Below are 25280 nucleotides of genomic sequence, written 5' to 3'. Positions count from 1 at the left end.
CGATAGGAAGCGAACACTCGGGAGTGTATGGTTTTCATCGAACACTCGGCAAGCGGGTGCGGCGATGGCACCGACGCGGGAGGACGGCATGACTCAGCGCGCCGGCACCAGTCACCGGGCCGCTCCGGAGCACACGCACCCCGACGACGTGCTCGTCCTCACCGCCCTCGCCGCTCTCGCCGACCCCGTACGGATTCAGCTCGTACGGGAGCTGGCCGGCTCCTGCGACTGGACCCGCAGCTGCGGCAGCTTCGACGTGCCCGTCGGAAAGGCCGCCCTCAGTCACCACTTCGCGGTGCTGAGGAACGCAGGCCTGGTCGAACAGCGCGACGAGGGACCCAAGCGGGTCAACCGGCTGCGCCGCGAGGAGTTCGAGGCCCGCTTCCCGGGGCTCCTCGATCTCGTGCTGAGTCCGGATCCGCGCGACCGGTAGTGCCTGGTGCTGTGGGTCAAGATGTGCTGACGCATCGGGCAGGCCCTGATCGAGCGGCCACTGTCAGACCCTTCCGGCATGCTCGTCCCAAAGCCGGACTGGCAGAACGGCTTCGCGTGGAACAGCATCGGCGCCATGTTCGCCACCCCGATTGCCGGAAATCTGTCGAGCCCGACCATGCGGCGGCTCTACCCTTGCCGCATGGCGCATGGAAAGACCTCGTACGTTTGTCTGCCCTGCCGGGCCTCGTACAAGCAGCCCTACCCCGGCTACCACGACCACGACCGGGTCTGTCCACGCTGCGCCGAAACACTGATCCACGTCGGCTCCGCCTTCGCGGCACCCAAGAGGCGGGACACCGCCGCCTGGCGCACCCTCTCCGTGCTGCTGCACGCCGGTGTGCGCTTCCACAAGAGCTGTTGCGGCGGCCCCGGCTACCGCCCACGCACCCTCAGCGAGGTGCGCGAGCGGATGGCCTACGCCCGGGCCACCGGAGAACCGTTCGCTCAGGCGTTGGTCCGCCGCGACCTGCCCTAGCAGCCCGAAAGCAGGGGGCGTTCCGCCGCGCGCCGAAGCGACCCCTGCTGCGTACACAGCACGCATAAGGCACACATCAGGCCACGGGATCCTCCAGGACGGCCACGGCCTCGGCAGCCTTGCGGGCCTTCTTCTCCGCCTTCTCCCGCTTGGCCTTCGCCTTGGCGAGCTGCTTGGAACGGCGCTTGTGCATCTTCTTCGAGACCTCGTCCAGGCGGTCCGGGAAGAGGTGCCCGTACGTGTCCAGGGTCAGCGTCGCGGACTTGTGGCCCAGCATCGTCTGTACGACGTTGACGTCCGCGCCGCTGCCGGGTAGTCATCCTCCTGCCACCGGCCCACAGGGAAGACAACGAACTCCCAGCCTGCGCATACGAATTCGAGCCGGATGTGACCGATTTCTAGTTCCTATTGATCACAGGCACGAAGGCGGGAGCCGCAGCCAGGGCTCTGCCTGCCTCCTGATCTTCCGCCACTCTCTTCCCCGGTTCCGCGGGCGAACAGGTAACAGCCAAGTCAGAAGGGCGTAGCCGGCGGCTGCGGCGGCAAGGCCGACCAGGAGGCTGCCGATGGCGTTGAGTCCGGCCTCGGCGAGGGAGCCGTCTTCGAGCAGCCGGACGGTTTCGAAACTAAAGGTGCTGAAGGTGGTCAGGGCTCCGCACACGCCGACGCCCAGCAGCAGCATGACGTCCCTTGGCAGGCCGTGGGCTGCTACAGCCCCGGCCAGGGAACCGAGGATGAACGACCCGGCGATGTTGACGGTGAAGGTGCCGAGCGGAAAGACACTGTCGTGGCGGGCCTGTATGGCCTTGTCGGTGAGATAGCGCAGGGGCGCGCCGAGCATGCCACCAAGGAACACCAGGAGGACGGCCATCAATTGATCTGCTCCTCGCTGACGGGGCTGAGTCCCTCGCTGCTCTGCGCGACAACCTGGACCGGTTCCCGTGTGATCAGTGCCTCGGGAGCGACCTCACGGGCCTGACACATGAAGGCGCGGATGCGGTCCTCCTCGTCGATGATGACGACAGTCAGGGGGAGGTCTTCGGCGAGATCGAGCAGGCGGGTGGTGTGCACCATCGATGAGGCGCCGAAGCCCTCAAAGCCGCGGAAGACGCTGGCGCCGGAAAGCCCGGCGTGGTGGGCACGGTGGACGATCTCGGTGTAGGCCGGCTTGTGGTGGCACTGGTCCCACTCACCCAGGTGGATGGTCATCCGCAGGACCAGGCCGTTCAGAGAGCACGGTGGCCGCGGGGGAGGCTTCTCCTCGGGGTGGTGCCGGGGAAGGTGCGGGTTCATCGCTGCTTCCTTACGGGACAGACCGCTTGGGGGGCGGGGTGACCGGTCCGGCGGTCGGCGAGGGGGGTGCTTTGCTGCGGCGGCCGGGACCACGGCGCACCGGCAGTCCGGCGGCCCGGCGGGCGGCCGCGATACCGAGCCATGCCGCGACCAGCCCGGCGAGAAGGCTCGTCAGGGCGTAGGCGTCGGCCTTTGACCAGTCGCCCAGCGAGAGCAGGTGGTGCAGCTCCACGGTGTAGGTGGAGAAGGTGGTGTAGCCGCCGAGGAAGCCGACGCCCAGGAAGGGCCGGACGTACCGGTTGGGCGGCCACACCTCCAGGACGCAGACCATGAGCAGTCCCAGGGCGAAGCTTCCGGAGATGTTGGTGATGAAGGTGGCCCAGGGGAACCCGCCGGCCGGGGTGGGCCAGGCGAGGGCGAGGCCGTAGCGGGCGATGCTGCCCAGTCCGCCGCCCAGGGCGATCACCGCCAGGACGTCCGCCTGGCGGGAGCGCTCGGCTTCGGCCGGTGGCTGGGGAGCCTGTGGTTCGGCGCCGACCTCGACGTCCGGGTCGACCGGCAGAACCTCCGCCGGCGGCGCTGCGTCGTCGCGGGGCCGGGCTGGGGGTTCTCCGGGGGACATCGGCTGCTTCCTCACCGAGCTACGCTGATCCAGTCCGACGGTGGTCCGCGCGCCGTAATCCGGCGTCCTCGCGCTGTGCGTCGCACGCGAGGGGTGACTGCGGGGCTGCGACTGGTCCTGTTCGGCTGAGGCGCTGTCCGGGACGGGCGGGGCACGATGACCTTCTACCTGTGGGCGTGCCTGCGCCGCAGGTACCAGGTAGGGACTGTTGTCGACCCAGGTACACGGTCGCGGTTTCGGCGAGCCCCACCGCCATCGCTTTTCAGCTTACGCCGTCGACCCGGGGAGAACGAATGGCGGAGCTGTCCCATCGGTCCTGGTAGGGGACCTGCGGACAGCCGTGGCCGTCGGTGACCCGTGCCGTGACGGACGCTCGCCATCGAGGTAGATCGTCAGCCGACCAGATTCCGGGCCTTGCGTGTCCGCGCGCCGGCGTCGGTCGGTCTCGGGGTCGTCCTCGTACACCTCCCAGTCGGTCCGCTGCCGGCCGCATGCCTCGAGTCGTCGCAGGCCTCGGAACGCGATCAGGTGAAACAGGGCGTACAGGCGGTCCTCTGCGACGTGGTGTTCGTCGTCCGGTCACGGCCGCAGGGTCAGGGCGACCAGTTACGACAGGGCCGCGACGACAGAGGGCACACCGTGGCGCTTGCTCATTCCGGCCCTCCCGGCGGAGCGCTTCGCACCGCCCGTCCCACCTCCGTGCGCAGCGTCACGAAACCGGGAGAGCTGCGCGTGCTGATCTGGTCCCGCTCGCCCGGCAGGGCGACCGGCAGGTCCCGGACGACACGGGAGCCGGGGCCGGGCGACAGGACGACGACACGGTCGCCCACGTACACGCTCTCGTCGATGTCGTGGGTGACGAACACGATGGTCGTGTCGTCGGTGCGATGGACCTCGAGGAGGAGGTCCTCCAGGTCCTCGCGGGTACCCGCGTCCAGCGAGCCGAACGGCTCGTCCATGAGCAGCAGCGCGGGCCGGCAGACAAGGGCGCGGGCGATGGCGACGCGCTGCTGCATACCGCCGGACAGCTCCCGGGGATGGCGCCGGGCGACCCCGTGCAGCCCGACCCGTTCGAGGATCGTCTCGGCCTCGGCCCGGCGGGCGGCGCGGGTGAGGTCCCGGCGGCGCAGCGGCAGGGCCACGTTGTCGCGGACGGTGAGCCAGGGCAGCAGCGAGCGGCCGTACTCCTGGAAGACCACCGCGAGCCGCTCCGGCACGCCGGCCACCGGTGTCCCGTCGACCGTGACCGTGCCCTCCTGCGCGGGCAGCAGCCCGGCGATGGTGCGCAGCAGCGTGGACTTGCCGCAGCCGGAGGGCCCGACCACGCTCAGGAGCTGCCCGTCGGGCACGGTCAGGCTGATGCCGTCCAGGACGTGCTGGTCGCCGAAGTGCCGGCTGACGGAGTCGAGGCGCAGCATCCCTCACCCGGCCCAGGGCTCGTACAGGGTGCCCGCGCTGCCGGTCACCGTGACGTGCAGCAGGAAGGGGCCGGCGTCGTCGCCCCGCCCCAGGGCGTGGTCCAGCGCGGCCGGCAGTTCCTCGGGGTGCTCGGCGCGGGCCGCGGGGCAGCCGAAGGACTCCGCGAGGGCCGCGAAGTCGATGCCCGTGATGTCCGTGCCGGGGACGGGCGCGATGCCGATCCGGCGGCCCAGCGCGCGGACGGCCGCGTAACCGCCGTTGTCCAGAAGGACGTAGGTGACCGGTGCCGTGTGGCGGACCGCGGTCCACAGGGCCTGCACCGAGTACATCGCCGAGCCGTCCCCGACCACGCACACCACGCGGCGCCGGTCGGCGAGGGCCCGGCCCACCGCGAGGGGCAGGCCCCAGCCGAGCGCCCCGCTGCCCGTGGTGAGGAAGCCGCCGCTCGGTTCGACGGGCACGCGCGCGTGGAGCGCGTCACGGTGGCTCGGTGCCTCCTCGACGAGGACCCGGTCGCGCGGCAGCCGGGCGCGCAGCAGATCGAAGAGCAGCTCCGGGGTGATGTGCCCCTCGGCGCGGGCCGGGACGGGTGCCGGCCGGGGCGGCGGCGGGGCGCGGTCGGGTTCCTTCAGCAGCCCGGTGAGCCGTTCCAGGGCCGGCCGCAGGGTGGTGACGAGGCTGGTGCCGGTGGGCAGCCAGGCGGCCTGTCCGGGGTCGCAGTCCAGATGGAACAGCTCGGTACCGGGCGCGAGCGGCGGACCGCCGTCCGCCACGTGATAGGTGAACACCGGTGCGCCGAGGGCGACCACCACGTCGTACGGCGCGAGACGCGCGGACAGTTGGCGGGCGACCGGCGGCAGGAAGCCCTGGAACAGCGGGTGCGACTCCGGGAAGCCGGAGCGGCCGGAGAGCGGGCTGATCCACACCCCGGCCCGGATCCGCTCGGCCAGCGCCCGCACGTGTTCCAGCGCGTCCTCGTCGTCCACGCCCGGGCCGACCACGAGCGCCGGGCGCGCGCAGGTCTCCAGCCGGGCGGCGAGCGCGGCCAGGGCGTCCGGGTCGGCCATGAAGGCCGACCGCACCGTACGAGGCGTGACGGGCTCGGCGGGCCGGTCCCAGTCGTCCTCGGGCACGGACACGAACACCGGGCCGCGTGGCGGCGCCATCGCGATCCGGTACGCCTCGGCGAGCACGGCCGGCACGTCCTCGGCCCGCTCCGGCTGGCGCGCGGACTTCACGTACGGGCGCGGGAACAGGGCCGGTTCGTCGGCGCCGAGGAACGGCCGCAGCTGGATCAGCGAACGCGCCTGCTGGCCCGCCACGATCACCAGCGGCACCCGGTCGCGGAAGGCGTTGAAGACCGCGCCGAGCGCGTGCCCCACCCCGCCGGCCGAGTGCAGGCTGACGAACGCGGCCCGCCGGGTGCCGAGCGCGTGCCCGGCCGCCATGCCGACGGCGACGGACTCCTGCAGACCCAGCACATAGGTGAAGTCGTCCGGCCAGTCGCGGAACATCCGCAGTTCCGTGGAGCCCGGATTGCCGAAGACCGTGGTCATGCCGGTGTCGCGCAGGAATCGTACGACCGCCTCCCGCACCGTGGGCGTGGTCATGCTGTCCTCCTTGCGGATGCGGACGAAACCGGGCCGACGAGCCGTTTCTCGACCGCCAGCAGTCCGGTGTTGAGGAGATACCCGAGTGCGCCGAGCAGCAGCAGCACCGACCACACCGTGAGCAGGTCGGAGCGGGTCTGGGCGTCGGTGAGCAGGAACCCGATGCCGTCGTCACTGCCCGGCAGCAGCTCCGAGAACACCATCAGGATCAGGCACAGCGACAGGCTGAGCCGGAGCCCCGCGAAGATCCGGGGCAGCGCCGAGGGCAGGATCAGGTACCACAGCCGCTCGGGTGCCGTCAGCCGCAGCACGGCCGCCACCTCGAGCCGCAGCGGATCGGTGGCACGGGCGCCCTCGGCCGAGTTGACCAGCACCGGCCATACGGCGCTGAACACGATCGACGCCACCTGCATGGGCGTACCGACATCGAAGACGACGACGAACACCGGCACCAGCGCGGGCGGCGGTACGGCCCGCGCGAACTGGAGGACCGGGTTGCACAGCGCGTACGCCCGGCGTGAGCGGCCCACCGCGATCCCCAGGGCGATCCCGGCGACGGCGGCGAGCGCGAACCCGGCCGCCATCCGGCCCAGGCTCGGCAGGATGGTGCCGACGGCGCCCGAGGTGAGGAACAGATGGCCGACAGGGCCCGAGAACCACAGGTCGCGGGCGTGCCGGGCGATCCGCAGCGGCGGCGGGAAGTACACGCTGTGCTGCGCGCGGGCGGCCAGCTCCCAGCAGAGGACGGCGCCGAGGAACACCGACCAGCGCAGCAGGAAGGGCACGGCGGTGGTGCGAGGTGAGCCGGGTGCGGATCCGGGCCGTTCGTCGCCCTGCGTCTGCGTCAGCTTCCGCGTCCGCCTCATGGGCGGCCCCGTTCCGACTTCCCTGCCGCCGGGCGGGGTTCCTGCCCCCAGGCGAACAACCGCCGCTCGGCGCCGACCAGTACGCCGTTGATCACCAGTCCGAGGCCGCCCGCCCACACCACCCCGGCCAGCACGTCCCGGGTGCCGTCCGTCTCGTTCTGGGCCTGGGCGATGAAGATGCCGAGGCCCTGGCCGAAGCCGGAGAGGATCTCCGTCGCGACGGCGAGGATCAGGGCGACCGCGGCCGAGATCCGTACGCCGGCGGCGATGAACGGGGCGGTGGCCGGCAGCTCCACCCGCAGCAGCACCGCGAGCCGGCCGAACCCGAAGGCGCGCAGGGTGTCCCTGGCCAGCGGGTCGGTCTCGCCGAGGCCGTAGACGGTGTTGAACAGCACCGGCCACAGCGAGGCGTACGCGATCAGCGTCACCTCCGTCTGCGTGCCCGACCCGAGCAGCAGTGACACCAGCGGGATCAGCGCGACGGACGGCAGGGGTCGCAGGAACTCGATCACGGCACGTGCGGCGGCCTCCACCACCGGCACCGCGCCGAGCAGCAGTCCCAGCGGCACGGCGAGCGCACAGGCGAGCCCGAGGCCGAGTGCCCACGCCCGCAGGGTCACCCCGATCCCGTCGCGAAAGGCCGGGTCACCTGCCAACCGTGCGGCGCGGGCAAGGACTTCGGATGCGGGCGGCAGATAGCTGCGCCGGACGATCCCGGCCCGGGCCACCGCCTCACAGATCCCGAAGGCCGCCGCCGCGCCGAGCAGGCCCAGCAGGAGTTCCTGACGCCGTGTCATTTCACCAGCAGGGGTGCCGGGTCGATGTCCTTCGTCAGCACGCCCTGGGCGCGCATGAGCCGGATGAGCCGGCGCAGGGCGGACGGATCGGCGGTCACCGGATAGGCCGGCAGGTGGATCGACGCGGCCTGGTCCGCGGTCACCTTGGCGTACTTGGGCAGTTCGGTGCGCACCGACGACGGATCCTCGGCGGCCAGCTTGGACGCCGCCTCGACGGCACGCCGGAAGCCCGCTGCCGCCTTCGGGTTCTTCTTCACGAAGTCGGCCGTGGTGACGTACCCGCTGGCGGGCAGGCCCCTCGCCGGTCCCGAACCGCCGTCGAGCAGCACCCTCGCGCCCAGCTCGCCCTGGATGGCCGTGTCGAAGGGCTCGACCGCGTGTACGGCGTCCACCTGGCCCCGCTGCAGAGCGGGGCCCATCTGCGGGAACAGGATCTGCCGGTAGACGGGTCGCCCGGCGTGCCGGGCGTCGAGGATCGCGTTCAGGGTCAGGGACTGGATGTTGTTCAGGACGGCGACGGCGACCTTCTTGCCGGCGAGGTCCGCGGGCGACTTCAGGGCGGAGTCCTTGGGCACGAGGACGTCCATCATGTGCGGGGCGGTCCGCACGCCCTCGGCGAGAATGCGCAGGTCCAGGGTGCCCTTCTCGTACGCCTGGAAGTAGGTGACGTAGTTCGCGCTCGCAATGACGTCCACCTGGCCCTTGAGCAGCGCGGGCAGCGCCTGGATGCTCTGCTGCACGGGCTGGATGCGTACGTCCAGGCCCTCCTTGGCGAACAGCCCGCGGTCCCGGGCCAGATAGAGGGCGGCGGAGTCGGTGAGCGGCAGTGCCGCCACGGTCAGTTCCTGCCGGCCGTCAGCCGAGTGCGGTGTGCGGCCGCTGTCACAGCCCACCAGGATCAGCGCCGCGGCGGCGACGAGCGCGGCGAGCCGTTTGGTTCCCGAACGTGATCGACGTAAAGGCATGTCGGCATGACTACCCGAATTTGTCATGATCTCTACAGATCCGGGGCAGGTTTCGGGGGCTTTGCAGAAATACGAATCGAGCGCCGGAGAGCTGCGCAAGCCGGGCAGGGGCGTACCGCGGGAACGCCTGACGATCAAGCCCCCCACCGGCGAATACGCGGGTAGGGGGCTGGTCGCTGCAGACGCCGGTCGGCGGTCAGGCCGCCGGTATCAGCGATCCCGCGACAGGGAGTCCCGCGATCCGACGATCAGAAGGAGAGGGTGACGCCGACCTGGCGGTACTGGCCGACGGTGTCCAGGACCTCGTCCTTGAGCGCGCCGACCTGAGCCACGAGGTCCGAGCTGCTGATCGTCGTGGGGCCGGCGGCGATGCCGATCTGCGGGCCGAGGCCGCCGGAGACGGTGTCGAGCTCGGCGTCAGAGATTTCGAGGGTCTGAACCTGGGGAGCGGAGTTCATGATGAAACTGCCCTTCATATGGATGTTCCACAAGGGGGAGCGGCCATGCTGGGGATAGAACGTGGGCCGCGACCGCAGGCGCGCGCCATCCGTTTCCGGACGCCTTGGCGCGATCCCGGCGGCGCGAAGGATCAAATCACGGAGCGTGCCCGGCATCCAGTCGGTCGCTGCCCCCGGCGGGGCAGTTGAATCAGTCGGCCCCTCATCCATGCACGCATGCACACGAATTGAGGGCAGCTTCTCTACATGTAGCCCCGCACAGGAAGCCGACAGCTATTGCCACGGCAGCTCCGGCCAGGACAACTCCGTACCAACAGAACGCAACCGTGCCGCAGTTGCACATTCGCTGTGCAGATTGAGTGACGTTTGCATCCGCGCACCCCTCAGCGCCTTGTCCACCGCGTTCCACGGCCCGTGCACCACCGGCCCCATCAGGTCCAGCTCCTGCGTCGGCACGGCCGGGACGGCGGCGCGATATACGGAACTGCTGAGGCCGCCTCGAAGCTCAAGCCAGTGAGCGTGCCACGGCCGTGCCTTGTCTAGCACTCAGGCCGGTATCCGGCCCCCCTCTCCTCAACTGGCGGGTCCTGGCTCCCACTTGATGGCGCCTGCTTGCCGAAAGTGCTGCAGAGCCCTTGACGTCGGCGATCCTGCGGGCTTGTAATCGCCATCGAACCGGTTCGCGAACCGGTTCGACCCGGTACCGCAGGCCCCTGTCGGTCTGAGAGGTGAGCAGTGAACATCGGCGAAATCGCCAAACGAGCCGGGGTGTCACGTAGCACCGTGTCCTACGTGCTGAGCGGCAAGCGTCCGGTGTCGGAAGAGGTCAGGGCTCGGGTTGAGCGGGTCATCAAGGAGTCGGGATACCGGCCGAGTGCCACCGCACGCGCGCTGGCTCAGGGCTCCACAAGAGCCTTCGGTCTGGTGATCCCTCCGATGGGAGGCCATCTCAGCATCGATCAGTTGCACTTCGTCGGTTCCGTCGCCGAGGCCGCGGCCGATCACGACTACGACGTCCTGCTGTCGCCCAGTGGTCGCGAGGAGGCTTTCGACCGCATGCTCGGCGAGCGCCGGGTGGACGGCGTGATGGTGATGGAGACCGTGCTGCACGATGCCCGGGTGGTGCGGCTGCTGGAGCAGTCGATGCCGTGCGTCACCATCGGCCGTACCGGCAGCGACGCCGAACACGGGTGGGTGGATCTGGACTATGCCGGGCTGGTGACCACGGCCGTGGAGCGGCTGGCGGAGCTCGGGCATCGCAGGATCGCCCTGGTGAACCGCCCGCAGGCGCTCCTGGACCGTGAGTACGGTCCTGCGTACCGCGCGCTGGACGCCTTCGAGAAGACCGTGGTCGAGCTCGGGCTGCGGGGACGGGCGGTGTGCTGTGAGGACGAGCAGTCCGCCGGACAGGAGTGCGCACGGGCACTGCTGGCAGAAGATCCCACTCTCACCGCCTTGGTGACGATCAACGAACGGTCACTGGCGGGCGTCCTGCGGGGCCTTCGGCAGGCCGGTCTGCGCCTGCCCGAGGACTTCTCGCTGGTGGCCGTCACCTCTCAGGACAATGCGTGCGGTCTCAGTCCTCAGGTCACCGCCGCCGACGTTCCCACCGCCGAGATGGGGCGCCGGGCCGTCGAGGCGCTGCACAAGGCGGTGACCAGCGCGGCCACGTCTTTCGATCACGTGCTGCTCCGGCCCGACCTGGTCGAACGCGGCACCCTGGGGCCCGCGCCCGGCCCCGGCGGCGTGCACCCGCGCTGAAGCCTCGTGTCCCGAGGCCGAGCCGCCGAGCCCACCGCCTGGACGGTCGAGGACCAGTTCCTGTGCGGCCCCGACCTGCTCGTCGCCCCCGTCACCCGGCTCGGCGAGCGCCACCGCCAGGTCTACCTGCCCGCGGGCGCGGACTGGATCGACACGGCCGGCCACCACCTCCACCCGGGCGGCCGGACGGTCCCCGCCGACGCACCGCTCGACCGCATCCCGGTCTTCGTCCGGCACGGATCCCCGCTCGCCACCGCGTTCGCCCGCTGAAGCAGGCCGCCGCCCAGCCGGCCGTCCCCTGGAGCCGCCCCAGCCCACCGGGCTGCGGACAAAGAAAGGGACACTCGATGTCACACGTGCTGCACTCCCCACCGCCCGGACCGCGCCCAGCCGGACCGCGCCCAGCCGACAGCACCGGCATCCGCCGCCGCGGCAGACTCGCCGCACTGCTCGCCTCGCTCGCCCTGCTCGTCACCGGCGGCCAACTGGCCGCGACCGCACCGGCTCACGCCGACGGACAGGCCGTCACCGTCGACCTGGCCACCACCCAGGGCACTGCCACCGGTGTCGGCAGCGGCTTTCTGTACGGGCTGAGCGAGGACGGGAGCGGCCCTGACGACAGCCTGCTGGCCCCGCTCGCCCCACGCTCGGCGCGTGGGGGCGGCGCCCGTCTCGACGGCGGCGGATGGGTCGGCGACAACTACTCCCCCGGCAGCGGCTACACCCGCCGCCTGAACTCCGCGCTCGCCCAGGCCCGCAGGCTCACCACACCGCCCTACGACGGCACCTACGACCTGCTCGTCAGTGACATCTGGGGTGCCGACAGCACCCAGCCCGCCGCCACCGTCTATCCCTGCACCGGCGGCGACTGCGGCAACTGGGTGACCTTCCTGCGCCGCCTGGCCGCCGATGTCGCCGCCTCCGGGGTCAAGGTCCGCTACGACATCTGGAACGAGCCCGCCGGCGCGTTCTTCCCGCCCGGCTTCAACACCGCGCAGTACTACCAGATGTGGGACACCGCGGTACGCGAACTGCGGGCCGCCGCCCCGCAGGCGGTGATCGTGGGCCCCTCCCTGTGGGACTTCAGCCCGGGCAACGTCTCCCCCTTCCTCGACCACACCAAAGCCGCCGGTACCGTTCCCGACGTCGTCAACTGACACTTCAGCGGCACGCCCGTCGCCGACGCCCAGACCATGCGCTTCTCACCGTCAACGGCCTGACCAGCCCGGCGCTGTCCGGCGGCAGCGGCCTCACCGTCACCGTCCAGCGCATTCCCGACCAGGCGCCGCTGGAGCAGCCCGTCACCGTCAGCAGCCAGACCGTGCCGGCCGGAACCGACAGCGTGCACCTGTCGCTCGCCGGAACGGCCGACCAGGATGCCTTCCTCATCACCGTCGTCCCTGCCGGCCAGGGCAGCACGACCGTCGACGCCGCCGTGACGGGCAGCGGATCGGACTACTTCCGGTACGGAACGAACTGGGGGCAGACCAACGGCGTGAGCGACATGTACGACGCCACCGCCAACTGGAGTTACGTTCCCGGCTCGACGGCGCTGCTGCACTTCACGGGCCGGCAGGTGACCCTGCGGGCCGTCCGCGACACCGACCAGGGGCGCATGTACGTCAGCGTCGACGGCTCGGTCCCCGTGACGGTGGACGACTACGCGTCCGGGCGAGCGGCTTCGTCGAGCGTGTGGACCAGTCCGCAGCTGCCGGCCGGACCCCACACCGTCGTGGTCACCGTCGCACCCGACATCAACCCCGCCAGCGGCGGGCACAACATCGCCCTGGACAGCGCTGTGATCCAGAAGTGATCGGGCCACCGGTCCCGCGGCCCGGCGCGGGACCGGCGGCCGGCGCCGTCGACGCCAGGCCCGTGACGGTGTCCGAAGGAACCGATCAGCCGGTATGCGTCCCCGGCAGGCCGCATCCATGGCGGATCAGCCGGCCGACGCGGGCGATGCAGGACGGTCCGAGGCTGATCTCCGGTGAGCCAGGGTGGCAAAGCACCGGTGCCCGCTCGTCCACTGGTCGGTGACGCTGAGGGCAAGGTCCTCGGCAACCCTGTGCAGCGCGCGTCGTCCGAGCCGCGCCCAGGGGAAGGGTGGTCCGCTGTGGCCCTGGAAGTCCTCGAACCGGGCGGTGCAGAGCTCGTCGACGTCGTGGGGGTCGACCTCGATGACGAGGCGCCCGGTCGGCGCGATGAGCCCACGACAGCGGTGCAGCAGGCCGCGAGGGTCGCCTCCGATGCCGATGTTGCCGTCGATGAGCAGAACCGTCTGCCAGCCCGTCTCGGCCGGCAGCCGGTCGAAGACCGACCGGCACAGTGCGAGCCCGCCCAGGGCGGTGGTCAGGGCGACCGCGCGAGGCGCGATGTCGACTCCCAGGGCGAAGACTCCCCGGCTCAGGAGTGCTCTGCACATGCGGCCCGGGCCGCAGCCGATGTCGAGGACGGGGCCGGCGCAGCGTTCCAGCACGGTCCTGTCGGCCGCTGTGGGCTGCGCGTGCCAGCGGTGGACCGGCATCCGGATGCGGCGCCCGTCCACCAGCCGCAGATAAACCGGTCCGGGGCCGGGTCGCAGGGCCAGCGCGTAGGGATCCTCGCCGGCGCCGTACAGCTCGTCCTCGTCGGTCGTCACGGTGTGGCGCCATGACCTGTGGCGGGCCTGCTCCCGTTGCCGCGGCCGGCCCGCCGGACGCGGCGGAGCCTGAGCGCGAAGGCCACCGCGGAGGCGACGAAGAGCACGCCGGTGATCGCCAGCCATCGGCCGAGGTAGACGTCGTAGGACAACCCGGTGTCACCGGGGTAGGGGACCGCCAGCCGGAAGACGAGGGGGAACCAGACCAGCAGGAGCAGACCGGACAGGAAGGTGGGGACGCGCACGTGGTTGATCCACGGGACCGTCGGTCCGGTGGTGGCGCGATGGCGTAGTACGGAGAGGGCCGACAGGTCCGCCAGCGAGTACAGGGGCAGCAGGATCAGGTCGTGGAGGATCGCCGCGCCGACGAACCAGATCGCCACCTCCAGCGGCTGTACGGCGAACAGCCGCACCATGGCGTAGCCGGTGAGGGCGAACGAGGCGATGAGGACGAGCAGGTGCAGGGGGCCGGAGCCGTACCAGCGGACGAATCGTGCCATGGTCACGCCCTGAAGGTGAGCCGGTGGACCCACTTGGTGTTGTTCACGCCGGGGTTGGCCGGGACGATGATGCGGGCCGGGTAGCCGTGGTCGAGTGAGAGGTCCGCGCCGTTGACGCGGAGGGCGAGCAGTGCCCGGGGGTCGCGGATCTGATTGCCCCGCAGCACCACCCTGGTGAAGGGGCCTGGGGGCTGGATGGATTCGACCAGGACGCTTCCGGTACCGGACATGCCTGCCAGGGCGGCGAGGTCGGCCAGCCGCAGGCCGTTCCAGTGCTGGTCGTCGGTGGACCATCCCTCCACGCAGGCGATCGGCAGTGCGGCCGCATGCCGGGGCATCGCCAGGAGCTGCTCGCGGGTGAAGACCAGTGGTTCTCCGCGTCCGTGGATCTCCAGTCGCCAGTCCGGTCCGACGAGCGCGGGCGTGACGCCGACGGCCGCCGCCGTCTTGTTGATCTGGAAGCCGCTGGGGCCGCTGCCCGGATCACGGTTGTGCGGTGCGAGGAGAGCGGTTTCGCGCAGCCACCCGCCGATGCTCTGACCGGCCGTCACGACGAGCAGGAGCAGCGATCCCGCTCCCACCATGCCCACCGCTCCGCGGCGCGTCATCGTCGGCGGGGCGGGAGCGGCTGCCACCAGGCCGTCGGGGTCGGGTGGTTCGGGCAGGGTGTGGGCGAGGTCGGTGCGCAGTTCGGCGCCCAGGCTGCGGGAGCGCAGGGCACGGGTCATCCGGCCGAGTCTGAGGCACACGTGGACGACGAAGGCGGCGATGAACACCCAGGCGCCGTAGAAGTGCAGGCGGTAGAACGAGCCCGGGAAGACGTAGTACAGCTGGATGTTGAGGATTCCGGTGACGAACTCGAAGATGACGCCGCCGACCAGCATCAGCAAGGACAGCCGCTCCAGGCCGTGGGCGACGGAGCGTACCGGCAGCCACTCGAACAGCTTCGGGATCACCGACCACAACTTGGCCAGCAGCACCGGTACGAGGACCACGCCCAGCGTCACGTGCACGCCCTGGAGCAGCCGGTAGAGCCAGTACGGGTGGGTGGGCCAGCTGAAGAGGTAGAAGCCCAGGACGCCCTTGTCCGGGGTCTCGTCGTTGAGGGGACTCAGCCCGGGGTTGTAGGCGGCGTAGGAGAGCAGGCCGGTGATGAACAGCAGCGGAATGCCGATCAGCAGCACCAGGCCGAACACCGAGGTCAGCCAGGGCCCGCGGATCGGACTGCGCCAGAACCCGGGACGGAACGGGCCAGGGGGCGGGGGCGTCCGGCCGACGCGCCGCGCCGCCGCCCGGGCACGCGCGGTCGCAGCTCCCAGAGCAGCCACCGGAGCAGCCCCCAAGGCAGCCCCCACGCGCTCACGCCACGCCCGCGTGCGCTCTCCGTCCGATCCCCGACGTCGCGGCCTCCCGGATGGAGCGGGCCCCGACGGCTGTCCGCCACTTGTCATCGGCCGTCTCCTCCGGTCGCCGAGCGGCCCCCCACGACGGGGCGATCCCATGCCGCGGCCTGTGCCTGACGAACGGGACACTCACAAGCTGACACAGGCCGGGTCGGCTGTCCGGGCCTGAGGTGCAAGCGGGTGTCTGTCACCGCCCGAACGGTCGAACAACTGCTCAAAGGGGTCCCCCAGGTCTCCGTGCCCCGGCTCATGATGGGCAGGTGCGACGCCTCAGCGCAGGGCACAGCGCCTCCGACCGGCCCGGCCGCGCCGCCCTGACCAGGCAGGTCGGCTGGTTCGCCGTGATCGGCGTCGTCTCCACCGCGGGTCAGGCCCTGCTGTACTGGGTGCTGCGCCACTGGTCGCCTCCGCTCGTGGCCGATCTGGCCTCCCTCGCCGTCGTCACCGTCCTCAACACCGAGGCGAACCGGCGGCTGACCTTCCGCGGCTCGCCGGTCCGTGCCGCCCAGGCGCACCTGGCGGCAGGCGTCCTGTTCGTCCTGGCGTACCTGGTCACGTCCGGAGCGGTTCTGCTCTTCCGCCACTACCGGCCCACCGCCTCACCCGCAGGCGAGACCCTGGTGCTGGTACCGAGCTTCGCCCTGGTGACGGTGGCGCGCTTCACCGTGCTGCGTCTGGTCGTCTTCGGAGGCCACCTCCGCTGAGTCCCTCACCTGGACGTGCCCGGCACACCGCCAGGAGACCGAACGCGTGAATCGCTAGCGGTGCTCGGGGTTCTCGAAGTCGCGGCGGCAGCCGGCGTCCCAGGCGGTGCGCTGGTTGCCGTAGGCCGGGATGCCGCCCAGATCCTTCAACGCCCGGGCCAGATGCAGCAGGTTCCAGGTCATGAAGGCGGTGTTGCGGTTGGTGAAGTCGTTCTCCGGGCCGCCCGAGCCGGGATCGAGGTACGAGGGGCCGGGGCCCGCCTCGCCGATCCATCCGGCGTCCGCCTGGGGCGGGATGGTGTAGCCCAGGTGCTGAAGGCTGTAGAGGACGTTCATGGCGCAGTGCTTGACGCCGTCCTCGTTGCCGGTGATCAGGCAGCCGCCGACACGGCCGTAATAGGAGTACTGGCCGGCTTCGTTGAGCAGGCTGGAGCAGGCGTAGAGGCGTTCGATCACCTGCTTCATCACCGAGCTGTTGTCACCCAGCCAGATGGGGCCGGCCAGCACGAGGATGTCGGCCTCCATGACCTGCTGGTACAGGTCCGGCCAGGCGTCCGTCTCCCAGCCGTGCTCCGTCATGTCGGGCCACACACCGGTGGCGATGTCGTGGTCGACCGCCCGTACGACATCCACGTGCACTCCCTGCGCGTCCAGGATGGCGGTGCACCGGTCGATCAGCCCCTGGGTGTTGCTCGTCTCCGGCGAGCGCTTGAGGGTGCAGTTGATCACCAGCGCACGAAGGTCGTCGTACCGGGCCGGCGGTGCGTCGGTGGCGGGCGACGAAGCGGTCACACGGCCCTCCCAGAGCCCTTGCGCCACGCGGCGCGCGGCGGCGTTTCCGTGTCCAGCCTGCGGCCCGCCCCTGTCAGCCGCCACACAACTCATCCGAACGGCCCGGGCGGGCTCGGGACATCGGTACCCGTACGGCCGCCTCGGCCGACGGCTGATGAGTGGCCGGGGCCGGCCGAGCGTGCCTACGTTCGTCTCATGGGTGCCGAAGGATCGGCCGACGCGCGGACCACGGCAGCGGTGGAGGACGTCGCGCACCTGTTGGTGCGCTGTCTGCGGGCCGAGGGCGTGGAGTACGTCTTCGGAATCCCCGGTGAGGAGAACATCCGGTTCGTCGACGCGCTGAACGGATCCGGGATCCGGTACGTCCTGGTGCGCCACGAGCAGGCCGCCTCGTTCATGGCGGAGATCTACGGGCGGCTGACCGGCCGGGCCGGGGTGTGCTCGGCCACGCCGGGGACCGGCGCGATCAATCTGCTGCTGGGTACCGCGGACGCCATGACCAACAGCGCCGATGGTGGCCCTGGCCGCCCAGGGCTCCCTGCGCCGTATCCACAAGGAGTCGCACCAGATCATCGACCTGGTCGCCTACGCCGGGAGCTTCGGCGCACGCGGCTACGCGATCGAAGCCGCCGACCAGCTGCTGCCCGTACTGCGCCGCGCCCTCGACGACGACACGGTCTCCGTGATCGCGTGCCCCGTCGACTACTCCGAGAACCTGCGTCTGACCGACAGACTCGGCAGTCTCCACGGCCCCTTCTGACGCACAGGGGCGGGAAAGAGGTGACGAGCCGGGCGGAGGCGTACGGGGGGGCGTCTGCCCGGCGGGGTATCGGCCTCATGCCGATCCGTCTCCGTCCTCAGGCAGGGAGGAGCACGGGCCGGTCATGCCGGCTCGGCCGGCTTCGGGCGCTCGAAGTACTGGAAGAGTCCGCCGGCCGTGAAACACAGCGCCCCGACGAGGGTCCCCCAGTTGGCGATGGTGGTGTTGAGTTCGCTGCCGGTCGCCGGGCGGGTGAACGCGGCCAGGGCGGAGACCAGGAAGAGCCATGAGCCGAACTGGTTGATCGCGACGATCCACCAGCCGAGGCTCCGCGCCCGCAGACAGGGCCACGGCCATGGCCATCCATGGCAGATCTCGCCGAAGGCGAGGTGACCGGAGACGAGGAAGAGGGCGCAACCGATCAGGTCCGGGGCCCAGATCAGCCGGTTGGTCTGCCGGACGCTGAGCCCGTGCAGGAAGGAGTCGAGGAGGTTGATACCGAAGACGAGCGTTCCGGCGAACAGGACGAAGGTGCTCAGCCAGTCGATGCGCTGGGGCTCGTAGCTCCACCATCTCCAGTCGCTGGTCAGCAGAGCCCCGTGGTCGGCCCGGCGCGGCGTGTTGATCGCCTGCAGCAACGACGCGTAGCCGCCGGCGGTGAAGAACAGGCCCCCGGTGAAGTAGACCGAGGCACTCGTCGTGGCGCTGCCGGAACCGAACTGGGAGAGGCCGGCGCCCAGAGCGAACAGAAGCCCGCCGATGCAGAAGGAGACGGCCGCGACGGTGTTCAGCCTGCGCAGCCGTACGAGTGACACCGGGTCCGCGGTGCGCGGGTGTTCCTCGGCAGTCCCTTCGGCGCGCACAGTCAACGTTCCGCGCCTACGCGCGGCCCGCGACTCCCAGACCGCCGTACCGCCCCCGGGGAGAGCCCACGTGAGCCGCGTGGTGAACGGTCCCGCGCCCTCTTCGTGCCGGTCGGACCGACGTGTGCTCATGGCCGTTCCGTGGTGTCATCCGTGCCCTGGGGCGTCCGCGGTCGGCGGTGGCGGAGACTTGCCGCCGTGTCCCTGCCGTGCGCCGGCTGCCGGGGGCGGCGGCCCGTCCAGCCCGTCCAGCCCGTCCACAGAGGCGTACCTGTTCTTGTGGATCATGTTCCGTCCCGGCCCTCCGCGATCGGCAGCGTCCCCTCCGGCTCCGTCGGAACGGCGACGAACGCCGCCGGATCCGCCACGAGCCGCCGTCGGGCGCCCCGAGAGCGACACCGCCACCGTAAGTCCGGGGCGCACGTGGCGCGATACGAGGCGCGGGCCAGGCTCGCACCGGTCCCGACACGGCGGGCCCCGGGGCTCCTGGCCGCCGCCGGCCCCGGGGCGACCCGTTTCGAGATGCGGTCACTCGCACCCGCTGGATACGCTCGCTGAGTGGTCGGGTGACGTCGGCCCGGGGCCGGGCGCGGCGGCCGCACCCAGCCCACCGGACACGAAGGCTTCCGCAGTCAAACCTCTGCAGTGTTCATGCCTCCATGGGAGGAAGGTTGCGATGAGGTTCACCCGCATGCGTACGGCAAAGGCCACCGCGGCAGTCGTGGTCGCCATCCCGCTCGCGCTTGGAGGTCTGGCGTCGCAGAGTCACGCGCAGGATGCGTCTCCCAGCCCGTCGGGGACCTTCGGTCCGGGCTGTTCGGCACTCGCTCAGAAGGCCAACACCGCCAAGGACAAGGTCGTTGAGGCCGCGGCCGCATATCCGCAGCTCAGCCATCTGGTCTCGGCCGCGGTCAGGGCAAAGCTGAGCGACACCCTCGACGGAAAACCCGACGTCACCATCTTCGCTCCCAACGACCAGGCTTTCCAGCAGGTGACCGTGGAGCAGCTTGCCTCGCTGCTCGGCAACGAGGGGCAGCTGAAGAAGGTGCTGACTTACCACGTCGTGGACCAGCAGATCACCCCGGACGAACTCGCCAAGGGCTCCTTCACGACGCTGGAAGGCGGCAAACTGACCACATCGGGCTCGGGCACCGACTTCAAGGTCAACGGCAAGGCGAACATCGTCTGCGGCAACATCAAGACCGCGAACGCCACCATCTACATCATTGACACAGTCCTCAAGCCCCCGTCCTGACTCATGGCCCCCGTGCCCGGCGGCTGTCGGAGTCGAGGCAGTCCATCGAGGTGATCGATGACGACTGACAGCGCACCCGGGTCAGTGTGCCGCGGCGAGCGGTCCGCGTTCCTCCTGTCCAGGACGCCTGCCGAGTTCGTCGGGCGCTGAGAGACGAGGTCCCCCATGGCGCAATCCATGCGCGCGCTCGTAGCCGGAAGGGTCGGCGAACCGGCCGATGTCCTGCGGCTGGAATCCCGGCCCGTTCCCACGCCGGAGGCAGGTCAGGCGCTGATCCGGGTGAAGGCGACTCCGGTGCACGCCAGTGATCTGCACGTGCTGCGTGGCCGCTACGGTTTCTCCCCCGGGTTTCCCGCTGTCGGCGGGCACATGGAATGCGTGGGCCGTATCGAGGCCCTGGGTCCGGACACCGAGGAACTGACGGTCGGCGAGCGCGTGGTGGCCGTCGCCGTCCCGGCGGTGCCCGGGCCGCCGGTGGCCGGTACCTGGCAGGAATACCTTGTCGCCGACAAGCACCGGCTCCTGCCGGTCCCCGACAGTCTGAGCGACTCCAGCGCCTGTCAACTCGCCGTCAACCCCTTGACCGCGCTGCTCCTGGTCACCCGCGAACTCGACGTACAGCCGGGTGAATGGCTGTTGCAGACGGCAGCGGGATCCACCGTCGGCCGGCTCGTCATCCAGCTGGCCAGGCATCTGGGGATTCCCACGATCAACGTGGTGCGGCGGCGCGCCGCCGTCGAGGAGATCAAGGCGCTCGGCGGTGACGAGGTCATCTGCACCGAGGACGAGGACCTGTTGCGGCGTGTGGAGGAGATCGCAGGACCGGCCGGCGTGCGCAAGGCCACCGACTGTGTCGCGGGCCCTGTGGGCGCCCAGGTGTCCCAGGCGCTGGCTCCGGGAGGCGAGGTCGTGGTCTACGGCGCGCTCTCCACGCATCGCCAGACCGACCCGGCGGCGCTGACGATCCCGCTGCAGGCACGCTCGGTCATCTACGAGACCAAAGCGGTCCGTGGCTTCTGGCTGAACCGCTGGTTCGGCACCGCTTCACCTGCGGAGGCGCTGCGCGCGCTGTCCGAGGTTCGCGGTCTCGTCGCCGACGGAGTGCTGGCCATTCCCCAAGGGCGGCCCTTCCCGCTCGAACGCTTCGCTGAGGCCATCGAGTTCGCCGAAGCACCCGCACACGGCGCGAAACCGCTCTTCGTCTTCGACGACGGCCGGGGCTGAGACAACAGCTGAGACGCGGCCCGGTCTAGCGCCGGTGCCGATGCCGGTGTCAGTGTCGGTGTCGGTGTCGAGCAACAGGAGCGCGCCGTGAGCGGCTGTCCGGCCTGTCGGTGCCGCGACCCGTCATGGGCGGATCGGAGGCAGCTTCCGGCGCTTCCCGCGCCTCCGGCCGCCACGACCGTTCCGGAACGTGTCCGGGCCACGCGCCACCAGGGTGTAGCCGACCACGCTGAGTACGGCGAAACAGCCGACGAGGATGAGGCCGAGCGGCTGGCGGTCCCCGGCCAAGGAGGCCACTGCACGTATCAACTGCCCCAGCCCGAGGGCAAGTCCGCCCCACCCCACGAGGGTGCCGGCATGCCTGCGGCGTTGCCGCCGAACGAACCATCCCCCAATAGCAAGGCAGATGACACCGGCAACGCCGAAAACCACCGCATTGGCCATTCCCGCCTCCGGACGGAAGCGTACCGGTCGAGGAGCGTTCAGGAGCCGCCGGGTTGACGGCGCCGACGCCACAGAGGCCGACGGCCACGAGCGGCAGCGATCGGCTCGACGGCGGCCGGAGAGCCGGTGCCCGACTGTCGTCTCGGCGGGGCGGGCGGGATCCGCGTAGGCAGCCCTGGAGGGGGCGCGGGACCGGTGAGCCGCAGGGAGTGCGGGACCGGTGGGCCGCAGGGAGTGCGGGGCCGGTGAGCCGCAGGGGGTGCAGGGCCGGGGGGCGCCGATCGGTGGCCCGGAGGGGGGTGCCGGACCGGCCGGCCGACAGGAGGTGCCGCCTGGCCGTTGGGTGCTGAGCCTGGTGGGTCTATCGTCGGAATCATGGGCCAGGACGAGGAGGGCGGCCGGTGATGCCGCAGGACGACGCCGTGATCGGCTGCACGGGACTGGTACTCATCGGAACCCGTGGTTCCGCCGGCCCCGGCGAAGTCCTGGTACGGGTCCGAGGCGGCTCCGAGACCTTCCTCGCCTGGTCGGAGGATCCCCTGCCGGTGGGCGCCACGGTGCTCGTGATCGAATCACGTGGATGCCGCGAAGTCGGCGTCATCGAGTGGGTGGATCCATTGGACGCGCTCGGCGACAGTGCCGAGGCCGGCTGAGGAGTACAAGCATGTTCGGATACCGCGTACCCGCTCCCGACGAGGCGATGTTGATCTCGGGGGGCAGGCGGGGACTGGGGGGCGCGCCGTTCCGAGTGGTGACGGGGCACGGCAAGTTCGTGCTGCCGGTCTTCCGGAAGGTCCGGTTCCTCACCCTGTCCATGTGTGAGTCCGAGGTCACCGAGACCTGTGTGACCAAGCAGGGCATCGCGTTGCACGTGCGCGCGGTCATCGCCTTCAAGGTCGGCAACGACAATGAAAGCATCATCAACGCCGGCCAGCGGTTCCTCTCCGACCAGGAGCAGATGTCCGTGCTCACCGGCCGGATCTTCGCCGGCCACCTGCGGGCCATCATCGGTTCGATGACGGTCGAGGAGATCGTCACCGAGCGGCAGAAGCTCGCCGCTGAGGTCCTGGACACGTCGAAGACGGAGATGGCGAAGATCGGCCTGATCGTCGACTCGCTGCAGATCCAGTCGATCGACGACGGCGACGTCGGCTACATCGACGCGATGTCGGCCCCGCACAAGGCGGCCATCCAGCGGCAGGCGCAGATCGCCCAGGCGCAGGCCACCCAGGCCTCGGTCGAGGCGGAGCAGGTGGCGGCCCGCAACCAGGCCGAGTACGCCCGGCAGACCGCGATCGTCAGGGCCGAGTACTCGGCCGAGGTGGACCGCGCCCAGGCGCAGGCCGCGCAGGCCGGGCCGCTGGCGCAGGCGCACGCCCAGCAGGAGGTGCTCGCCGCCCAGACGGAGCTGGCCCTGCGCCAGGCCAAGCTGCGCCAGCAGCAGCTGGTCGCCGAGGTCGTGAAGCCCGCCGAGGCCGAGGCCGAGCGGGTCAGGATCCTCGCGGCCGCCGAGGCGGAGCGGATGACGATCCAGGCCCAGGCGGCGGCGTCGTACGACCGGGTCGCGCTCGACCGGATGCTGATCGACCAGCTCCCGCAGATCGTCAAGGAGGCCGCCGGCGGCCTCGCCGGCGCCAACGTGAACGTCCTCAACGGCGCGGACGGCCTCGGCGAGATCGCCGCCGGCCTGGTGTCCCAGGGCCTGACGATCCTCGATTCGGTCCGGCAGAACCTGGGCGGCCAGGACTCCGACGGCCACCGCCCCGAGAAGAGCGAGGGCAACGCTAGCGGCAGCGCCCTGCTCCAGCTGCCTACCAGCAAGGGGAGGAAGTCGGACGACGGTCCGGTGGACGTCGACTAGGGGCGCTCGGCCAGCACGCGAGCGGTTCACGCAGGGCAGCGCAGGCGCGCCCGGCCGGGTTCTCCCGGCCGGGCGTTCTGCGTGACCGCCTCGATCGGCTCTATCACCGTGAGGCGCTGCTCGCCTCGCCGGCCGTGGCCGGCCACCGCGAGCGGCGCGAGCGTCTCGCGGCGACCGTCGGGTCGGCCGACGAGACGGTGGACCGGGCGGCGAGGGCCGTGAGGGCGACGGCCACGGCGACAGCGACGGCGACGGCGACGGCGACGGCGACGGCGACGGCGACGGCGACCGGCTACCCCTACCGCGCGGTGGACATCGTGCCGAGGTGACCGCGGGTCCCGCTCGTTTTCTTTACGCACTCCTGACGCCCGCCCCTGCATCCCGGGGAGCCCGGCCGGTGTCCTCTTCCTTACCGGATCCTTGTCGGGATCTCGTCGGAGAATGGAGTGAGTGCCGATGGACGGCGCCGTCGTAGGGGTCGTAATCGCCTTCGTACTGGCCCTGCTCGTGCTGCGCAGCGGGATGCGGGTGGTCAACCAGGTCGAGCGCGGGGTCGTGTTCCGGATGGGCAAGGCGCTGCCGGCGTACCGGCACCCGGGGATCACCTTCCTCGTCCCCTTCGCCGACCGGATGCGCAAGGTGAACGTGCAGGTGGTCACCATGCCGGTGCCCACCCAGGAGGGCATCACCAAGGACAACGTGTCCGTGAAGGTCGACGCCGTCGTCTACTTCCGGGTCACCGACCCGATCCGCGCCGCCATCGAGGTGCAGGACTACGTCTTCGCCGTCGGGCAGGTCGCCCAGTCGTCGCTGCGGTCCATCATCGGCAAGAGCGACCTCGACGACCTGCTCACCGACCGGGAGCGGCTGCACGAGGGGCTCGCCCTGATGATCGACAGCCCGGCCGCCGAGTGGGGCATCCACATCGACCGCGTCGAGATCAAGGACGTACAGCTGCCGGAGTCGCTGAAGCGGTCCATGTCCCGGCAGGCGGAGGCCGAGCGGGAGCGGCGGGCCCGGGTCATCACCGCGGACGGTGAGTTCCAGGCCGCGCAGCAGCTCGCCAACGCCTCCAAGATCATGTCCGACTCGCCCGAGGCGATGCAGCTGCGGCTGCTGCAGACCGTCGTCGAGGTCGCCGCCGAGAAGAACTCCACGCTGGTGATGCCCTTCCCGGTCGAGTTGCTGCGCTACTTCGAGCGCGCGACCAAGCGGCTCGACCAGGAGGTCGAGAAGAACGAGCGGGAGCTCGAGGCCCCGGAGGGGCAGGCCGCGCTCAAGGCCGGGATCGAGCAGATCGCCGCCGTCGCCGACAGGTTCGGGCCGGTGGCCGAGGTCACCGCTCCGCGGGAACCGTCGCCGGGATCTTCCGCTCCTGCCGACCGGCAGTAGCCGGCGTCAGCGTCACGGCGAGTGGGCCGGGACCCGGTCCGCCACTTAGCGGAGTTAGCATCCGCTCATGACGACTACTGAGAACAACGGGTCCGTGCTCGACATCGAGATCGGTGCTCTCCAGGGCGGTTCCGCCGACCTGGAGAGCTACGCCGGTCAGGCCGTGCTCATTGTCAACGTGGCCTCCAAGTGCGGTCTGACCCCGCAGTACAGCGGCCTGGAGCGGCTCCAGGAGCGGTACGCGGCGCAGGGCTTCACCGTGCTCGGAGTGCCCTGCAACCAGTTCATGGGCCAGGAGCCCGGCAGCGCCGAGGAGATCGCCGAGTTCTGCTCGGCGACGTACGGCGTGACCTTCCCGCTGACCGAGAAGGTCGAGGTCAACGGGGAGGGCCGGCACCCGCTCTACGACCGTCTCACCCCATTCGCCGACGGCGAGGGGCACACCGGTGACATCCGCTGGAACTTCGAGAAGTTCCTGATCGGCCGGGACGGCCAGGTCGTCGGCCGGTTCGCGCCGCAGACCGAGCCGGAGTCGGCGGAGGTCGTGGCGGCGGTGGAGAAGGCCATCGGCTGACGTTCCGAGCCTCGCGTCGGCGGTCACGGGAGACGGTGTCCCGTGGCCGCCGTCGGCGTTCCGGTCCTGCTGTCCCGCTGTCCCGCTGCTTGACCTTCCCCCTGGGGCA

General features: G+C 70.8%; 29 protein-coding genes and 3 pseudogenes. 16 read left to right on the top strand and 16 right to left on the bottom strand.

All coding sequences use genetic code 11. The annotated features are described in order from the left end of the window. Window positions 1-88 precede the first annotated feature (88 nt). The gene (locus tag ACWGJB_RS19815) at window positions 89-433 is read left to right on the top strand and encodes an ArsR/SmtB family transcription factor (protein ID WP_382534399.1); all 345 of its coding nucleotides are present in this window, start codon (window positions 89-91) and stop codon (window positions 431-433) included. Between the two features lie 201 nt (window positions 434-634). Next, window positions 635-970 (top strand): deoxyxylulose-5-phosphate synthase, encoded by a 336-nt coding sequence (locus tag ACWGJB_RS19810; protein ID WP_453381654.1) that lies wholly within the window; start codon window positions 635-637, stop codon window positions 968-970. 76 nt (window positions 971-1046) lie between these two features. Here the strand turns inward: ACWGJB_RS19810 and ACWGJB_RS19805 are convergent, their stop codons facing one another. The 11 genes and pseudogenes from ACWGJB_RS19805 to ACWGJB_RS19755 form a co-directional block, all read right to left on the bottom strand. Next, the gene (locus ACWGJB_RS19805) at window positions 1047-1247 is read right to left on the bottom strand and encodes a hypothetical protein (protein ID WP_453381448.1); all 201 of its coding nucleotides are present in this window, start codon (window positions 1245-1247) and stop codon (window positions 1047-1049) included. Window positions 1248-1487: 240 nt separating this feature from the next. Further along, window positions 1488-1841 (bottom strand): annotated as a pseudogene (gene crcB, locus ACWGJB_RS19800) (fluoride efflux transporter CrcB); the annotation flags it as partial. After that, entirely contained in the window at window positions 1841-2179 is a 339-nt protein-coding gene (locus tag ACWGJB_RS19795) for a DUF190 domain-containing protein (protein ID WP_453381653.1), read from the bottom strand. The gene ACWGJB_RS19795 and the pseudogene crcB (ACWGJB_RS19800), both read right to left, overlap by 1 nt. 94 nt (window positions 2180-2273) lie before the next feature. After that, window positions 2274-2885 (bottom strand): fluoride efflux transporter CrcB, encoded by a 612-nt coding sequence (gene crcB, locus ACWGJB_RS19790; RefSeq protein WP_453381447.1) that lies wholly within the window; start codon window positions 2883-2885, stop codon window positions 2274-2276. 650 nt (window positions 2886-3535) lie between these two features. Further along, window positions 3536-4303, bottom strand: coding sequence for an ABC transporter ATP-binding protein (locus ACWGJB_RS19785; protein ID WP_453381446.1), 768 nt, complete (start codon window positions 4301-4303; stop codon window positions 3536-3538). Between the two features lie 3 nt (window positions 4304-4306). Continuing rightward, complete coding sequence (mdlC, locus tag ACWGJB_RS19780; protein WP_453381445.1) at window positions 4307-5914, bottom strand: benzoylformate decarboxylase; 1608 nt, start codon at window positions 5912-5914, stop codon at window positions 4307-4309. Further along, a complete protein-coding gene (locus ACWGJB_RS19775; RefSeq protein ID WP_453381444.1) occupies window positions 5911-6780 on the bottom strand; it encodes an ABC transporter permease in 870 nt (289 codons plus the stop codon). The genes mdlC and ACWGJB_RS19775 overlap by 4 nt, the downstream gene beginning before the upstream one ends. Next, window positions 6777-7577 carry an ABC transporter permease gene (locus tag ACWGJB_RS19770; RefSeq protein WP_453381443.1) on the bottom strand — a complete coding sequence of 267 codons (801 nt, stop codon included), beginning with the start codon at window positions 7575-7577 and terminating at the stop codon, window positions 6777-6779. The genes ACWGJB_RS19775 and ACWGJB_RS19770 overlap by 4 nt, the downstream gene beginning before the upstream one ends. Beyond that, window positions 7574-8542, bottom strand: coding sequence for an ABC transporter substrate-binding protein (locus tag ACWGJB_RS19765; RefSeq protein WP_453381442.1), 969 nt, complete (start codon window positions 8540-8542; stop codon window positions 7574-7576). Before ACWGJB_RS19765 ends, ACWGJB_RS19770 begins: the two co-directional genes overlap by 4 nt. 248 nt (window positions 8543-8790) lie before the next feature. Further along, window positions 8791-9000: a hypothetical protein gene (locus tag ACWGJB_RS19760; protein WP_453381652.1), complete on the bottom strand. Its 210-nt coding sequence runs from the start codon at window positions 8998-9000 to the stop codon at window positions 8791-8793. Between the two features lie 369 nt (window positions 9001-9369). After that, window positions 9370-9474: pseudogene (locus ACWGJB_RS19755) on the bottom strand (DUF2000 family protein); the annotation flags it as partial. Between the two features lie 261 nt (window positions 9475-9735). Between ACWGJB_RS19755 and ACWGJB_RS19750 the strand changes: the two are divergent. The 4 genes from ACWGJB_RS19750 to ACWGJB_RS19735 all read left to right on the top strand — a co-directional run bounded on the left by ACWGJB_RS19750 (window position 9736) and on the right by ACWGJB_RS19735 (window position 12574). Next, window positions 9736-10761, top strand: a complete 1026-nt coding sequence (locus ACWGJB_RS19750; RefSeq protein ID WP_453381441.1) for a LacI family DNA-binding transcriptional regulator — start codon at window positions 9736-9738, stop codon at window positions 10759-10761. 6 nt (window positions 10762-10767) lie between these two features. Beyond that, a complete protein-coding gene (locus tag ACWGJB_RS19745) occupies window positions 10768-11031 on the top strand; it encodes a hypothetical protein (RefSeq protein WP_453381440.1) in 264 nt (87 codons plus the stop codon). A gap of 77 nt (window positions 11032-11108) precedes the next feature. After that, on the top strand, window positions 11109-11918 hold the full coding sequence (locus tag ACWGJB_RS19740; RefSeq protein ID WP_453381439.1) for a hypothetical protein: 810 nt from the start codon (window positions 11109-11111) through the stop codon (window positions 11916-11918). A 164-nt stretch (window positions 11919-12082) separates the two neighbouring features. Next, window positions 12083-12574 carry a hypothetical protein gene (locus tag ACWGJB_RS19735; RefSeq protein WP_453381438.1) on the top strand — a complete coding sequence of 164 codons (492 nt, stop codon included), beginning with the start codon at window positions 12083-12085 and terminating at the stop codon, window positions 12572-12574. A 126-nt stretch (window positions 12575-12700) separates the two neighbouring features. On the opposite strand, the gene ACWGJB_RS19730 is transcribed toward ACWGJB_RS19735, so the two are convergent. The 3 genes from ACWGJB_RS19730 to ACWGJB_RS19720 are packed head-to-tail and all read right to left on the bottom strand — an operon-like array spanning window position 12701 to window position 15227. Then, window positions 12701-13399 carry a class I SAM-dependent methyltransferase gene (locus ACWGJB_RS19730; RefSeq protein WP_453381437.1) on the bottom strand — a complete coding sequence of 233 codons (699 nt, stop codon included), beginning with the start codon at window positions 13397-13399 and terminating at the stop codon, window positions 12701-12703. Next, the gene (locus ACWGJB_RS19725; protein ID WP_453381651.1) at window positions 13396-13899 is read right to left on the bottom strand and encodes a hypothetical protein; all 504 of its coding nucleotides are present in this window, start codon (window positions 13897-13899) and stop codon (window positions 13396-13398) included. The genes ACWGJB_RS19730 and ACWGJB_RS19725 overlap by 4 nt, the downstream gene beginning before the upstream one ends. Window positions 13900-13901: 2 nt before the next feature. After that, window positions 13902-15227, bottom strand: a complete 1326-nt coding sequence (locus ACWGJB_RS19720; RefSeq protein ID WP_453381436.1) for a molybdopterin-dependent oxidoreductase — start codon at window positions 15225-15227, stop codon at window positions 13902-13904. Window positions 15228-15562: 335 nt separating this feature from the next. On the opposite strand from ACWGJB_RS19720, the gene ACWGJB_RS19715 reads away from it, so the two are divergent. Then, on the top strand, window positions 15563-16006 hold the full coding sequence (locus ACWGJB_RS19715; protein ID WP_453381435.1) for a GtrA family protein: 444 nt from the start codon (window positions 15563-15565) through the stop codon (window positions 16004-16006). 54 nt (window positions 16007-16060) lie between these two features. On the opposite strand, the gene ACWGJB_RS19710 is transcribed toward ACWGJB_RS19715, so the two are convergent. Then, complete coding sequence (locus tag ACWGJB_RS19710; protein WP_453381434.1) at window positions 16061-16798, bottom strand: flavodoxin family protein; 738 nt, start codon at window positions 16796-16798, stop codon at window positions 16061-16063. Between the two features lie 195 nt (window positions 16799-16993). On the opposite strand from ACWGJB_RS19710, the pseudogene ACWGJB_RS19705 reads away from it, so the two are divergent. Both ACWGJB_RS19705 and ACWGJB_RS19700 read left to right on the top strand, forming a co-directional pair. Beyond that, window positions 16994-17245: pseudogene (locus ACWGJB_RS19705) on the top strand (thiamine pyrophosphate-binding protein); the annotation flags it as partial. Window positions 17246-17309: 64 nt separating this feature from the next. Further along, a complete protein-coding gene (locus ACWGJB_RS19700) occupies window positions 17310-17558 on the top strand; it encodes a thiamine pyrophosphate-dependent enzyme (RefSeq protein WP_453381433.1) in 249 nt (82 codons plus the stop codon). Between the two features lie 122 nt (window positions 17559-17680). On the opposite strand, the gene ACWGJB_RS19695 is transcribed toward ACWGJB_RS19700, so the two are convergent. After that, window positions 17681-18553, bottom strand: a complete 873-nt coding sequence (locus tag ACWGJB_RS19695; protein WP_453381432.1) for a hypothetical protein — start codon at window positions 18551-18553, stop codon at window positions 17681-17683. A 544-nt stretch (window positions 18554-19097) separates the two neighbouring features. Here ACWGJB_RS19695 and ACWGJB_RS19690 point away from each other — a divergent pair. From ACWGJB_RS19690 to ACWGJB_RS19660, 7 genes are all read left to right on the top strand, one after another. After that, window positions 19098-19676 (top strand): fasciclin domain-containing protein, encoded by a 579-nt coding sequence (locus tag ACWGJB_RS19690; protein WP_453381431.1) that lies wholly within the window; start codon window positions 19098-19100, stop codon window positions 19674-19676. 177 nt (window positions 19677-19853) lie between these two features. Further along, window positions 19854-20900, top strand: coding sequence for a zinc-dependent alcohol dehydrogenase family protein (locus ACWGJB_RS19685; protein WP_453381430.1), 1047 nt, complete (start codon window positions 19854-19856; stop codon window positions 20898-20900). A gap of 848 nt (window positions 20901-21748) precedes the next feature. Beyond that, window positions 21749-21997 carry a hypothetical protein gene (locus tag ACWGJB_RS19680; protein ID WP_453381429.1) on the top strand — a complete coding sequence of 83 codons (249 nt, stop codon included), beginning with the start codon at window positions 21749-21751 and terminating at the stop codon, window positions 21995-21997. Between the two features lie 11 nt (window positions 21998-22008). Then, the gene (locus tag ACWGJB_RS19675; RefSeq protein ID WP_453381428.1) at window positions 22009-23205 is read left to right on the top strand and encodes an SPFH domain-containing protein; all 1197 of its coding nucleotides are present in this window, start codon (window positions 22009-22011) and stop codon (window positions 23203-23205) included. 134 nt (window positions 23206-23339) lie between these two features. Further along, window positions 23340-23534 (top strand): hypothetical protein, encoded by a 195-nt coding sequence (locus ACWGJB_RS19670; RefSeq protein ID WP_453381427.1) that lies wholly within the window; start codon window positions 23340-23342, stop codon window positions 23532-23534. A 127-nt stretch (window positions 23535-23661) separates the two neighbouring features. Next, window positions 23662-24597: a slipin family protein gene (locus ACWGJB_RS19665; protein WP_453381426.1), complete on the top strand. Its 936-nt coding sequence runs from the start codon at window positions 23662-23664 to the stop codon at window positions 24595-24597. A 67-nt stretch (window positions 24598-24664) separates the two neighbouring features. Next, complete coding sequence (locus ACWGJB_RS19660; protein ID WP_453381425.1) at window positions 24665-25171, top strand: glutathione peroxidase; 507 nt, start codon at window positions 24665-24667, stop codon at window positions 25169-25171. The last annotated feature ends 109 nt before the right edge of the window (window positions 25172-25280 follow it).

Source organism: Streptomyces sp. NPDC054813 (assembly GCF_053611365.1).
The sequence above is the reverse complement of the archived record's forward strand: the minus strand, read 5'-3'. Positions and strand labels throughout refer to the sequence as shown.